Origin of the sequence: Burkholderia metallica (genome assembly GCF_902832845.1) — a bacterium.
GTDB lineage: Bacteria > Pseudomonadota > Gammaproteobacteria > Burkholderiales > Burkholderiaceae > Burkholderia > Burkholderia metallica.
Genome location: NZ_CADFDB010000001.1, coordinates 1,260,049 through 1,272,720, shown reverse-complemented (window position 1 = coordinate 1,272,720; position 12,672 = coordinate 1,260,049). Strand labels below are relative to the sequence as shown.

The 12,672-nt window shown below is 69.1% G+C and carries 12 protein-coding genes; 5 read left to right on the top strand and 7 right to left on the bottom strand.

Annotated elements, in window-relative coordinates; translation table 11 throughout:
• Positions 1-32: 32 nt before the first annotated feature.
• The 3 genes from HWX08_RS05545 to HWX08_RS05535 are packed head-to-tail and all read right to left on the bottom strand — an operon-like array spanning position 33 to position 2,517.
• Positions 33-1,034 (bottom strand): HpnL family protein, encoded by a 1,002-nt coding sequence (locus tag HWX08_RS05545; protein ID WP_069259679.1) that lies wholly within the window; start codon positions 1,032-1,034, stop codon positions 33-35.
• Positions 1,031-1,840, bottom strand: a complete 810-nt coding sequence (locus tag HWX08_RS05540) for a HalD/BesD family halogenase (protein WP_107313513.1) — start codon at positions 1,838-1,840, stop codon at positions 1,031-1,033. The genes HWX08_RS05545 and HWX08_RS05540 overlap by 4 nt, the downstream gene beginning before the upstream one ends.
• Positions 1,837-2,517, bottom strand: a complete 681-nt coding sequence (locus HWX08_RS05535) for a CDP-alcohol phosphatidyltransferase family protein (RefSeq protein ID WP_174922978.1) — start codon at positions 2,515-2,517, stop codon at positions 1,837-1,839. Before HWX08_RS05535 ends, HWX08_RS05540 begins: the two co-directional genes overlap by 4 nt.
• A gap of 655 nt (positions 2,518-3,172) precedes the next feature.
• On the opposite strand from HWX08_RS05535, the gene HWX08_RS05530 reads away from it, so the two are divergent.
• Positions 3,173-4,687: an acetyl-CoA hydrolase/transferase family protein gene (locus HWX08_RS05530; RefSeq protein ID WP_069259682.1), complete on the top strand. Its 1,515-nt coding sequence runs from the start codon at positions 3,173-3,175 to the stop codon at positions 4,685-4,687.
• A 51-nt stretch (positions 4,688-4,738) separates the two neighbouring features.
• Here HWX08_RS05530 and HWX08_RS05525 read toward each other — a convergent pair whose 3' ends face one another.
• A complete protein-coding gene (locus HWX08_RS05525) occupies positions 4,739-6,268 on the bottom strand; it encodes a DHA2 family efflux MFS transporter permease subunit (protein WP_069259683.1) in 1,530 nt (509 codons plus the stop codon).
• 448 nt (positions 6,269-6,716) lie between these two features.
• On the opposite strand from HWX08_RS05525, the gene HWX08_RS05520 reads away from it, so the two are divergent.
• The gene (locus HWX08_RS05520; RefSeq protein ID WP_069259684.1) at positions 6,717-7,157 is read left to right on the top strand and encodes a MarR family winged helix-turn-helix transcriptional regulator; all 441 of its coding nucleotides are present in this window, start codon (positions 6,717-6,719) and stop codon (positions 7,155-7,157) included.
• 150 nt (positions 7,158-7,307) lie between these two features.
• Here the strand turns inward: HWX08_RS05520 and HWX08_RS05515 are convergent, their stop codons facing one another.
• On the bottom strand, positions 7,308-7,805 hold the full coding sequence (locus HWX08_RS05515) for a DUF2938 domain-containing protein (protein WP_174922979.1): 498 nt from the start codon (positions 7,803-7,805) through the stop codon (positions 7,308-7,310).
• A 140-nt stretch (positions 7,806-7,945) separates the two neighbouring features.
• On the opposite strand from HWX08_RS05515, the gene HWX08_RS05510 reads away from it, so the two are divergent.
• Together HWX08_RS05510 and HWX08_RS05505 are read left to right on the top strand one after the other, a co-directional pair.
• Positions 7,946-8,371 carry a helix-turn-helix domain-containing protein gene (locus HWX08_RS05510; protein WP_107313509.1) on the top strand — a complete coding sequence of 142 codons (426 nt, stop codon included), beginning with the start codon at positions 7,946-7,948 and terminating at the stop codon, positions 8,369-8,371.
• A gap of 9 nt (positions 8,372-8,380) precedes the next feature.
• Positions 8,381-9,259 (top strand): hypothetical protein, encoded by an 879-nt coding sequence (locus HWX08_RS05505; RefSeq protein ID WP_174922980.1) that lies wholly within the window; start codon positions 8,381-8,383, stop codon positions 9,257-9,259.
• Position 9,260: 1 nt separating this feature from the next.
• On the opposite strand, the gene HWX08_RS05500 is transcribed toward HWX08_RS05505, so the two are convergent.
• On the bottom strand, positions 9,261-10,163 hold the full coding sequence (locus HWX08_RS05500) for a helix-hairpin-helix domain-containing protein (RefSeq protein WP_174922981.1): 903 nt from the start codon (positions 10,161-10,163) through the stop codon (positions 9,261-9,263).
• Positions 10,164-10,344: 181 nt separating this feature from the next.
• Positions 10,345-11,880 carry a sigma-70 family RNA polymerase sigma factor gene (locus HWX08_RS05495; RefSeq protein WP_174922982.1) on the bottom strand — a complete coding sequence of 512 codons (1,536 nt, stop codon included), beginning with the start codon at positions 11,878-11,880 and terminating at the stop codon, positions 10,345-10,347.
• 296 nt (positions 11,881-12,176) lie between these two features.
• Here HWX08_RS05495 and HWX08_RS05490 point away from each other — a divergent pair, with 296 nt between their 5' ends.
• Complete coding sequence (locus HWX08_RS05490; RefSeq protein ID WP_174922983.1) at positions 12,177-12,641, top strand: hypothetical protein; 465 nt, start codon at positions 12,177-12,179, stop codon at positions 12,639-12,641.
• The last annotated feature ends 31 nt before the right edge of the window (positions 12,642-12,672 follow it).

Sequence of the window (12,672 nt, the reverse complement as noted above, 5' to 3'; positions counted from 1 at the left end):
TTCTCCAACCAAAAAGCCGGCGATCTGAACGATCAGTCGGCGAGCGGCTGCGGCGCACGGCGCCGCTGCCAGTTTCTTTCACTGAAATGCAGATAGAGCAGGCCGGGCAGGCCGAGCGCGAGTTCGCGCGCGCGTTTCGCAAGCGACAGCGCGAGCGCCGCGTCGGGCGGCAATCCGACCAGCGGCGCGAGGAGCAGGTAACCGCCTTCCTGCGCGCCGAGCGAGCCCGGGATCGCGAAGGCCGCGCCGCGAATGGCCTGGCCGACGCTCTCGAGCAGCAGCGCGTCGAGCCAGCTCACCGGGTGTCCGAGGAAGTGCAGCGCGAGCCACACTTCCGCGGTGCCGACGATCCAGCCGACGAGACTCAGTGCGAACGTCTTCGCGACTTTCGCACGATCGCGGTACAACGCACCGACCGCGCCGTCGATCGCGTCGGCGCGGGTGGCCAGCGACGACCAGTCGCGCGGGCCGAGCAGCTTCGACGCGAGGCGCAGTCCGCGGCCGAACAGCCCGCGCCGCTGCGCCAGATAGAACAGCACGGCGAGGGCGCCGAGCACGCCGGTGGCGATCAGCGCGGGCGTGCGCAGGTGCGCGACCGATTCGTGCGTCGCATACAGGCTGAACGCGGCGATGCCGATCAGCGCGAACGCCATCTGCGCGAGCGCCTGCATCGTCGTGCCGACGGTGACGGCCGCCGCCGCGTCGGCCATCCGCGTGCCGCGCTGCGCGAGGTGGCGCACCATCAGCACGGGGCCGCCGATCTGCCCGGCGGGCAGCAGGCTGTTCACCGATTCGCCGACCCAGCGCGCGCGCAGCGCGTTGCCGAGGTCGGCGCCCGGCTGGCCGCGGCGGAACATCACGGAGATCGCGACCGCGTCGATCACGAGCGGCACGACGTGGAACGCCGCGACGAGCGCGAGCCCCCAGCCGGCTGCGAGGAACGTGGACGCGACCGCGCCGACGCCCTGCCAGGCCAGCAGTGCAACGAAGAGGGCGGTCCCGAGGGACAGCAGGATGAGGCCGGCGCGTGTCATGACCCGGTCGTGCGTCGCGTGGCCAGCTGCTTGAACACCTGGCGGAAACCGAAATACGCGATCGCATCCTTCATGTTCGAAATGAAGCGCTTCCACGGCCGCATGCCGGGGTTCGTCACGTATTCGAACGTGAGCGACACGCGGATCTCGTTCTGGCCGAGCGGGGTGATGCGGTGGCGCAGCTTGTCGCCGTCGAACAGCACGATGCCGCCGTCGGCGATCTGCACGGAGCCCGGCTCGTCGGCGACGTCCGGGTTGCGCGTGTGCAGTTCGTAGTCGAGCCGGCACGACGATTCGTCGATCACGCCGATCAGCAGCGTGTAGCGGCGGCCGTCGTAGTACGACGTGTCGTAGTGCCAGCCGATGTGGTCGCCGGGCTTCGTGTAGTAATACAGCGCGTAGGCGTGCGGATCGTCGTCCGGCGACAGCATCAGCTTGTCGCCCGTGACTTTCTCCAGGAAGCCGATCAGCGCCTTCGAGCGGTACAGCTCGGCGATGTACGGCGCCTGTTCGTCGATCGTATGGCGGCTCACGCTGCCGCCCTGCTTGTGGCCGGGCAGGTAATTGCGGTTCAGGCCGGCCTGCAGCGCGCGGGCGGCTGCCGCGAGTTTCGCGTGCGCGTCGGCCGGCAGGAACTGGTCGAGGTACAGGAACGAGCCCTGGCGCGTGTAGTCGGCGCGCAGGCGGTCGAGGTCGAGATGGCCGACACGGTCGGCCACGGTGCGATCGGGATCGGCCGCGGCCGCGCGCACGGGCGCGGGGCGTGCCGGGCTCAGCACGGAGTCGTCGCGCGTGCTAGGAGTCATTTGGAAGCCTGGATTTCGGTTGGATTCTGCGAGGCACTGCCGCGCCGGACGATGCGCCACCAGTCGATCACGACCCAGGCGGCGAACAGCGGGGCGCCGATCGACGCCGCCAGCAGGAACGGCTCGACGCCGTCGAACAGCGTCACGAGCGGCAGCAGGTACAGCACGTCTTCGGTCTCGAAGCCGCCGGCGAATGCCTGCTTGGTGCCGGCCTTGCCGGCGAACGATTCGATCCGCATGCGCAGGAAGAAGATCAGTGCGACGGCGGCGCCGGCCACCGCGCCGAGCAGCACCGGCGACGCGGCCATCTGGCCGCCCTGGGCGACGATGCCGACGCCCATGCTGACGAACAGCGCGATCGTGACGAGCGCATCGGCCGCGAGGTCGTAAAAATGACCGATCTTGCTGGATTTGCCGCTGATGCGCGCGAGTTCGCCGTCGGTGTGGTCGACGAAGTTCGACAGCACGATCAGGAACGCGCCTGCATTGCTCCAGCCGAAGCCGCCGTGCGCGAGGCACCACGCGCCGGCGAGGCCGATCAGCAGGCGAACGGTGGTGAGGTGATTCGGGGTGACGGGCGTGTCGACGAGCGGTCGGACAAGCGAGCGCGCGAGCCGCGCATCCCAGGTGCGCGGCAGGGGCGGTTCGGAGCGCGTGGCGGTTTTTCTTTGGTCCATCGGCGAAATATATACGGAATTGTAATTTGGTGCTTTTTATTCGATCAATGTCCTGACATGCGGGAGTGTTACCGCATCTTGCAGCGATCGGCGCGCCGAAAAGCGCGTGCGCGGCAGCGCCGCCGGACGGGGGGTGCGGGACGCGTATTCCAGTGTGGTTCGCGTCGCGCGACTGTCAAGGGCCAACGAGCCTCGCAGGCCGGCGCGGCGGTACTTTTCGCGCGGTCCGGCGTGCGTCGCGCAGCGCGTGCGAACTTGACGTGCGTCAGGTCGCGACGATGCGCATCGGGCGACAATTGGCCGCGCCGGACGGGCGTCGGCCATTGTCGATCCGGCGACGATAAATTGCCGTCGAAACGCATCGATTGATGCACGCAGGTTGGCGATCGTCGACCGGTCGTTCGTTTCGATGCTTTCGTACTCCTTTCGCATGCGGCGGATTTAAACGGTACGTCTGTCACAGAACGGCCGTTCGATACCCGGCAAATTCGGTAAGGATCTTTTTCATTCAGCGGACATTTCGCGGGGATCGCCTCTGCGATACTCCGACCGTGCCTGTGGTGCCGGCCGCCCCTCGCGGCCCCAAGGGCTTCATGTCGCTCAGGAGACACCCCCCGCGACGTCAACGACAGACCCCACGCGTCAGAAACCAGCCATGTCTTCATCACGCATCCTCGCTCCCGCCCTGCGTTCGCTCGTCCGCACCGCCGACGAAGCCGCCGCGCTGATCCGTCCCGGCATGACCGTCGCCATGAGCGGCTTCACCGGGTCGGGCTATCCGAAGGCCGTGCCGGCCGCGCTTGCCGCCCACATCGACGCGGCGCACACGCGCGGCGAGGACTTCCGGATCAACGTGCTGACGGGCGCGTCGACCGCGCCGGAACTCGACGGCGCGCTCGCCCGCACCAACGGCATCTCGATGCGGCTGCCGTACCAGTCCGACCCGACGTTGCGCGACAAGATCAACGGTGGCGAAGTCGACTACCAGGACGTCCACCTGAGCCACGTCGCGCAGTACGCGTGGTTCGGGCTGTATGGCGATCTCGACGTCGCGATCGTCGAAGTCGCCGGTATCCGCGAGGACGGGCTGCTGATTCCGTCCGCGTCGATCGGCAACAACAAGACCTGGCTCGAACGCGCGAAGCACGTGATCCTCGAAGTGAATGCGCGCCAGCCGCTCGGCCTCGACGGGATGCACGACGTCTATTACGGCACCGCGCTGCCGCCGCACCGCAAGCCGATTCCGCTGACGAAGAGCGACGACCGGATCGGCGAGCCGTACCTGCGCTGCCCGGCCGACAAGATCGTCGCGATCGTCGAGACCGACGCGCCGGACCGCAGCAACGCGTTCTCCGCGCCGGACGCGACATCGAAGCAGATCGCGCTGCAACTGATCGACTTCCTGCGCCACGAAGTGAAGCGCGGCCGCCTGCCGGAAAACCTGCTGCCGCTGCAGTCGGGGGTCGGCAACATCACGAACGCGGTGCTCGCCGAGCTCAGCTCGGCCGGTTTTTCGAACCTGACCGCGTACACGGAGGTGATCCAGGACGGCATGCTCGACTTGCTGCAGGACGGCACGCTGAGCTTCGCGTCGGCTACCGCGCTGTCGCTGAGCCCGGCCGCCGTGCAGCGCTTCGCCGACGAAATCGCGACGTTCCGCGAGAAGATCGTGCTGCGCCCGCAGGAGATCAGCAACCATCCGGAACTCGTGCGCCGGCTCGGCTGCATCGCGATGAACGGGATGATCGAGGCCGACATCTACGGCAACGTGAACTCGACGCACGTGATGGGCACGAAGATCCAGAACGGCATCGGCGGCTCGGGCGACTTCGCGCGCAACGGCTACCTGTCGTGCTTCATGTCGGCGAGCACCGCGAAGGGCGGCGCGATCTCGCGGATCGTGCCGATGGCGAGCCACGTCGACCATACCGAGCACGACGTCGCGGTGGTCGTCACCGAGCAGGGCCTGGCCGACCTGCGCGGCCTGTCGCCGAAGCAGCGCGCGCGCAAGGTCATCGCGACCTGCGCGCATCCCGACTACCGGCCGTTGCTCGAGGACTACTTCGAGCGCGCGTCGCGCGACAGTTTCGGCAAGCACACGCCGCACCTGCTCGCCGAGGCGCTGTCGTGGCACGAGCGCTACGTGCGCACCGGCACGATGAAGGTCTGACGCGGCGTGCAGCGCGCGGCGTGTGCGGCAGGCGTGCGCGGTGTGCGCCCGTCAATCCATCGCCGCGTGTGCGATCTCGACGCTCGCCGTTTTCTGCGGCGGGCGGATCAGCAGCAACAGCGGAATCATCAGCAGCGTCGCGACGAACATCAGCTTGAAGTCGTTCAGGTACGCGATCATCGACGCCTGCTGGTTGATCGTGCGATCGAGCAGCGCGATGTCGATGCGGCTGCCGGCCATCGCCTGCACGGCCGGGTTGAACGGCGTGATGTGGGTCGCGAGGTCGGCGTGCGCGACCTGCGTGTTGCGCGTCATCAGCGTCTGCACGATCGAGATGCCGATACTGCTGCCGATGTTGCGCATCAGGCTGTAGGTGGCCGTGCCGTCCGCGCGCAGGTCCGGCGGCAGGGTCGAGAACGACAGCGCGCTCAGCGGCACGAACACGAGCCCCAGCCCGAAGCCCTGGATCACGCCCGGCCACACGATGTCCGCTTCGGACAGCACGACCGTGTACTGCATCATCTGCCATAGCGCGAGCGCGGAAATCGCCAGCCCCGCGAGCAGCAGCATCCGCGCATCCACGTATTTCAGCAGCCTTCCGACGAACAGCATCGCGATCATCGTGCCGGCGCCGCTCGGCGCGGTGACGAGGCCGGTCGTCGCGACCGGGTAGCCCATCAGGTTCTGCAGCATCGGCGGCAGCAGCGCGCGCGTCGCGTACAGCACCGCGCCGACCACGAAGATGAACAGCGTGCCCGTCGCGAAGTTGGGGTCGCGCAGCAGTTCCGACTTGAAGAACGACGCCTTGCCGACGGTCGCCGTATGCACGAGGAAGAACGCGAAGCTGAGTGCCGCGACGAGCGCCTCGATGCGGATCTCGTACGAGCCGAACCAGTCGAGCTGTTCGCCGCGGTCGAGCATCGCCTGGAACGCGCCGATCGCGAGCGCGAGCGTCGCGAAGCCGAACGCGTCGAACTTCACGTGCGGGCGCGGCGCGCGCGCGGGCAGGAAGGTCATCACGCCGGCGAGCGCGAACGCGCCGATCGGCACGTTGATGAAGAACACCCAGCGCCAGTTGTAGCTGTCGGTGAGCCAGCCGCCGAGCGTCGGGCCGAGGATCGGGCCGACCATCACGCCCATCCCCCAGATCGCCATCGCCTGGCCCTGTTTCTCGCGCGGATTGATGTCGAGCAGGATCGATTGCGACAGCGGTACCAGCGCGGCGCCGAACACGCCCTGCAGCAGCCGCGCGCCGACGATCTGCACGAGTGTCTCGGACAGCCCGCACAGCGCCGACGCGACCGTGAAGCCCGCGATCGACACGATCAGCAGCCGCTTCACGCTGAGCCGGTCGGACAGCCAGCCGGTGAGCGGTGTCGCGATCGCCGCCGCGACAATATAGGAAGTCAGCACCCATGTGATCTCGTCCTGCGACGCGGACAGCGTGCCCTGCATGTGCGGCAGCGCGACGTTCGCGATCGTGCTGTCGAGGGTCTGGATCAGCGTGGCGAGCATGATCGACAGGGTCAGCATCGGCCGGTTCAGGGCGGGCGAGGCGGGGGCGTCGGCGGCGGGGTTCAAGCGGGTGTCTCCGTAGCACGGTCGCCGTGGGCGGCGATCCGGTTGGGCGGGAATTATAAGCACGCTTATTATATATCCGCTTATCGCCGGGTCGAGGGGCGGTCGGTATCGACCTGGGGTCTCGCCGCTTCGCTACGCGCTCGGACGGCAGGTTCTTCGCGCCGCTCGACCGCTTATCGGACGGCATCGAACCCAACTGCACAACGCGCAGCCGGCGACGAGCGGTGAAACGGGACTCGGTAACGACTGAAAGAAGACGAAGGCCCGACTCCGGCCAGCGTTCTCAGGGCGGGACATGCCCGTTGCCCCTGTGAAATGAGTGGTGCAGTCGTGCCGCCGGCAGCCGGAACCCATCGAAGCGACGCGTCCCGGATCGATGTAGGGTCGAGCGCCGCAGGAATTCCCCGCGGGCATCAGGCGGGGGAGGATGTCACCCTATAATCGGCGGATGGACAAGACTTACGAGAACCGGATCGGTTATCTGATCGCCGACGTCGCGCGCCTGAACGGACGCCTGTTCGACCGGCGCGCGAAGCGCATCGGGCTGACGCGCGCGCAGAGCCGCGTGCTCGCGTACCTGACGTGGAAGGGCGAGATGAATCAGGCGCGGCTCGCCGAATGGCTCGAGATCACGCCGATCTCGCTCACGCGGTTGCTCGACCGGATGGAAAGCTACGGCTGGATCGAGCGCATCGCGAACGACGACGATCGCCGCGCATTCGTGATCCGCCTGACCGACAAGTCGCGCGAGATCTTTCCGCAGATGCTCGAAGTGGGAGACACCGTCGCCGACGACGGGCTGCGCGGCTTCACGCCCGACGAGCGCGATACGCTGGTGCGGCTGCTCGGGCGCATGCGTCACAACCTGATCGACTGCGGCGGGGAGTGAGTTGCGCTGTCATCCGTGCCGATACCCGGCACGGCCTTCGTGCTGCCCGCGCAGCGCCTGTCGCGCACGACGAAGCGCTCGCGTGGACGTGGACGTCGACGTGGGTCGATGAAGCCGACACGATCCGTCACCGCTTTGGTGACACCGTGCTCAACGAGCCAGCGCCGCGAGCGTGCACGCCGCCAGATAAAGCCCCACCCCATAGGACAGATGCGTGACGAGACTGCGCCGGCGCGCGACGCCCGGCTGCGGCGTACGCGACGCCGCGATGCCGAAGCCGAACGCGGGCTGCATCACGAAGAACGGCGCGGCCACGCTGCCGAGGCCGGCGACGAGCGCGGGCAGCGGCGTCGGCGCGGCGATCCATTCGGTGCCCGCGATCGCGACGGGCAGCGCCGCGAACGCGATGCCGATCGCGTAATGCGCGAACCAGCCGAGCGCGCGTTCGCCCGGCACGGGCGGCGCGGCGGCGATCGACGCGTGCCGGAACCGGCCTTGCGCCATGTGACCGATCCAGCGGCCGACCAGCGCATAGTCGAGCGACGGAATGCCGAAAGCGCGCCGCCGGAACAGTGTCCACAGATCCATCGCGAGCGTTGCGCCCGCGCCGATCAGCGACACGTCGAGCAGGATGTCGGGCACGCTCATCGCGACCCTCCCGGGCGCCCGGTGACGGCTGCGCGGCGCGGCGGAATACGGTGGGGTTTCGGCGGTTTCATGGCGATCCGGGCTTGTCTTGATGAAGTCGAGCGACTATCTTGCAACTTCAAGTTCACTTGAGGTCAAGCATGAGCCGGCTGGACATTGCAGAGGTGGCGCGACGCTCGGGATTGCCCGCGTCGACGCTGCGTTACTACGAGGAAAAAGGGCTGATCGTTCCGACCGGTCGCCACGGGTTGCGGCGGCAATACGACGAATCGGTGCTGGAGCGGCTGGCGCTGGTCGCGCTCGGGCGCGAAGCCGGTTTCTCGCTCGACGACATCCTCGCGATGGTCGGCACGGACGGCGTGCCCGCGATCGACCGCGCGAAGCTCGACGGCAAGGCCGACGAACTCGACCGCACGATCCGCCGCCTCGGCGCCGTGCGCGATGCGTTGCGGCATGCGGCCGTGTGCCCGGCGTCGAACCATCTCGAATGCCCGTCGTTCCAGAAGCTGCTGCGCATCGCCGCGCATCGTCATCCGGCGCGCCGCACGAAGGCGGAACGCGCGTAAGCGACGCGCATGCATCGGCGGCTGGAGGGCGCGGCGGCAGGGTGGCGAGCCGTGCGATGCCGTGCCGCATATCGAAAACAGGAACGACGGGGTTGCCGCGTGTGGTTCTTACTTGTGCTGTATGTGTTGCCCGCCGCGTATGCGGCATCGAAAGTCGGCCCGCATTACGGGTTTCTCGCGGGGTGCGCGACGCTCGCCGCCGTGCTGGCGGCGCAGACCGCGCTGCTGGCATGGGGCAGCGCGTGGATGAGACGGCGGCGCGGCGCTGCCGGGCTGGCCGAGCCGGGCGCCCCGCTCGATGATCCGGAAGACGAACCGGACGACGAGCCCGGCGACGTGCCCGATGTGCCGCTTCGCTACGGCGAGCATGCCCGCTTCAAGCAACGGGTCCTGATGGCCGACCGCGCGCGGCCCGACGCCGCGCGCCGCTTCTACGACGCCGCGAAGCGGACGATCGAAGCGTACGTGGAGGTCGAGACGGGGCGTGACGGTTCGGCGGCGGCGATGGTGTCGGCGGCCGACCTTGCGCCGGCAGATGGCCCGCCGGCCGCGCCGCCGGACGAAACGCTGACCGTGTTCGTGTCGAACGACGGCGCGTGGGCGGGTTTCCGCGTCGGTGACGACAGCTTCCGGTTCCGCCACCGCGCGATCACGCGAATGCGGCTCACGCAGGTGATACCGATTCGCTGGTCGGGCGGCTACACGGTGACGTTCTGGTTCGACGTGCCGAACCAGAAGAGCGGGGCCGATGACGTGTCGTATTCGACCTGGTTCGATCTCGGCGTGGAACATTCGCGCCACCGCACACGCGCGCTCACCCATGCATGCGGCGAGATCGCGTCGGTGCTCGACGTGCCGTTCGACGTCGACGAAACCTCGGACGACTGACTCATCCCGCGTAGTACACGCGGCATTCCTGCTCGCGCCCGCGCACGATCCGCTTGCCGACGAGCGAGCCGTAGGTTTCGGTGAACACGATGCGCTGGTGCTCGCACTGCAGCGCGTCGTAGAAATAGAGCGAGACCCAGTCCGTCGGCCGGGAGGCCTCCGGCGTGCGCATCGCCGCATGCAGGCACAGCGCCGTGAAATGCCAGCCGCCCTTGGTCATGTGCATCACGGGCAGCGGCACGTAGCCGTCGGTGCTCGGTCGCCGGTGCGCACTCGTGCGCTGCGCGACGCCCGGCGTCGGCAATACGCCCGCGGCGGCCCGGTTGCGGTACAGGCGGTCGATGTAGAGCAGCAGTTCGACCGGCGGCTCCGTGCCGGGCCCGGCATCCTGCACGTGACCCTGCCAGCGCCGCCGGCGGCTCAGCACGTCGTCGAGCGCGGTGCGGATGCCGGCCGCGCGCCGCGGGCCGACGCCCGCGATCGTTTCGAGCTGGCCGTTGCGGGCCGCGCGTTCGAGTTCCTCGAGCGTATCGATGTGCAGCAGGTCGTGAATGCGCAGGGCGAGCGCGTGGCCGATGCCCGGCACTGCTTCGAACGCGGAAGTGCGCTCGGCGTCGCCGCCCAGCCGGTCGAGCAGGCGCCAGCGCCCGGTCACCAGCAGCTCGGCAATCGCCTGCGCGACGCCCGTGCCGATCTCGGGCAGCGTGCCGAGCGCATCGACGCCGCCGGATTCGAACAGGGTACGGATGTCGACGTCGAGCGCATCGACCGTCGCGGCCGACGCGCGATAGGCCGCGACCCGGTACGGATTCGCGCCCTGGTCGGCCAGCCGCTGCGCGGCCTCGCGCAGGCAGGCCGCGATATGCCGGTTTTCCTCGTACGTTTGGCTGGCGGTCGTCTGCATGGCGAGGGACCCGGGGAAGCACAAACGAAATGGACACGGCGAACGATGCGCCGGTCGGCCTTTCACCATTGTCGCGACGCGCGATGAAGAAAACTTGACGCACGTCAATGGCAAACGTAGCACAGCTGCGAAGCGCACGGTCGTGCCGGTTGGCGGCACGACCGTGCGTCGCGTGACGCGATCACACGTCGAGGAACGACTGCGCGTTCTCGGCCTCGGCGGCCGTGCGCAATGCGGCGAGCGCCCGTTTCTCGATCTGGCGCACGCGTTCGCGCGACATGCCCGCGTCCTGCGCGATCGCGTCGTAGGTATCGGGCTCGGCGCCGCCGAGGCCGAACCGCCGGCGCAGCACGTCGGCCTCGGCCGGCGTGACCGACCGGAGCAGCGACCTCACGCATTCGCGCATGCGCGTGTCGGCCAGTTGCTCGAACGGGCTGGCCGACGCCTGGTCCTCGATCAGCTCCACGAGGCCGGTGTCCGCGTCGGGCAGCGGCGTGTCGAGCGAAACCGGCTCGGCAGGCAGCGCCAGCACCGCGCGCAGCTTGTCCTCGTCGATGCCGGTCTCGGCCGCGAGTTCGGCCGGCGTGGCCCGGCGGCCCGTCCGCTGGCGAAAGCGCAGCAGATGGCGCTGCACGCGCTGGTACTGGTCGCCGACGTGCACGGGCACGCGGATCGTGCGCGAGCGATCCGCCACCGCGCGCGCGATCGCCTGGCGGATCCACCAGGTCGCATAGGTCGAGAACTTGAAGCCGCGCCGGTATTCGAATTTCTCGATCGCGCGCATCAGGCCGAGGCTGCCGTCCTGCACCAGATCGGGCAGGTCGACGCCGCGGTTCATGTACTTGCGCGCGATCGACAGCACGAGCCGCAAGTTGGCCTCCAGCATCGCGCGCGTGGCGTCGCGCACTTTCTGCTGGCCGTCGGCGAGCGCGGCGGCGAGCGCCCGCCGCGCAACCGTGTCGAAGCACGCGGCTTCGCCCGACACGGTGTCGAGCGGCGCGGACGCGAGCGTGCGCACGACGCGGCTCGCATCGTCGACGGCCGGCGCGACCCATGCGATCGAGCCCAGCAGCGCGGCCACGTGATTGCGCGCGTCGCGGTATGCGTCGGAACGCACGCCATGCGCGTGCAACGCGCCGCGCAAGGCCGTGACGGCCGCCTGCAACGCGTCGTAGCTGGCCGGCGCGGGCGTGTCGGCGGTGTCGTCGTCGGACGCTCCGGCGCTGCCTGGCGTCGCCGTTGCGCGATGCCGCGCGAGCAGCGCGTCGACCGCCGCCGGATAGCCGGCGAGCGCGTGCAGGATCTGGTGGCGGCCCGTCTCGAGCTCGCGGGCGAGCACGATTTCGCCTTCGCGCGTGAGCAGCGGCACTGCCTGCATGCGCCGCATGTAGAGCGCGAGCGGGTCGGTCGACGCGCGCGTGCCGTGTGCGAGGTCGCCGAGCATCGCGCGTCCTTCGTCGAGCGCATCGCGATCGACGGCGACCGGCGCCGAACCGGCGAACGGCGCGGGCGCGGCCGGCTCGTCGAGCACGGCGATGCCGATGTCGGCGAGCGCGGCGCGCACGACGTCGAGCGCGTCGGAGCCGTCGCTTTCGGGCGGCAGCGCGTCGACGAGATCGGCGTGGGTCAGATAACCCTGCTCGCCGGCGAGCGCCAGCAACTGGATGATCGGATCGAGCGGTGTGTCCGCCCGGAAGGTGGGGCGTGGCGTAGTCATGTCGATGGCGGCGCGAGCCGCGTTCCTGTCTGGGCGGGCCGAAGCTCGCCGGGTTCCGGCGGCCGGTTGCTCGCGAACGCCCGTTCGCGCCGGCCGACCTGACATCGTTCAAGTTGAGGGCATTTGCGCGAACTTCAACGCGAACGCGGCAAACCGGCCAGCATGCGGCGTGCCTGCACGCCTGCCGACGGCAGGAAACAAAAAGTAACCGATCATACCGGCCGGAAATCTGCAGCGGACGTAAGCTAGAGTCAGGCGCGCCGCCCGGCGGCGCGCGGATTCTGCCGGAGCACGACATGACCTCGATTCCTGCCGCGCGGTGTGCGGCATTCGCATTGGCAACGCTGACGCTCGGCGGTTGTTATTACACGAGCCCGTACGGGTATGCGCCGTATTACGCGCCGGCCCCGGCCGTGCTGAGCCAGCGCGAGAGTACGGCCGTGCCGGCTGCACCGGGCACCGCCGCGCCGCGTCCCGCATCGCCGCCTGCGCAGGCCGCGCAGGCCGCGCAGACCTCGCCGGCAGCTGCGCCGCCCGTCGTGGAACCGGCCCCCGTCTACGTCGCGCCGGTTTATCCGCCGCCGTATCCGTATGCGTATCCGTACTATGCGCCCGCGTATTACCCGGGCTGGTACGGCTGGGGCGCGCCGGCGATCTCGGTCGGCTTCTGGGGCGGCGGCTGGCGTGGGCATGGCGGGTACTGGCATCGTCCGTGGGGCGGCGGCCACTGGGGTGGCGGCTGGGGCGGACATCGGCATTGACCGGCGCGCGGCGGTACGGCGCGGGAGAGCA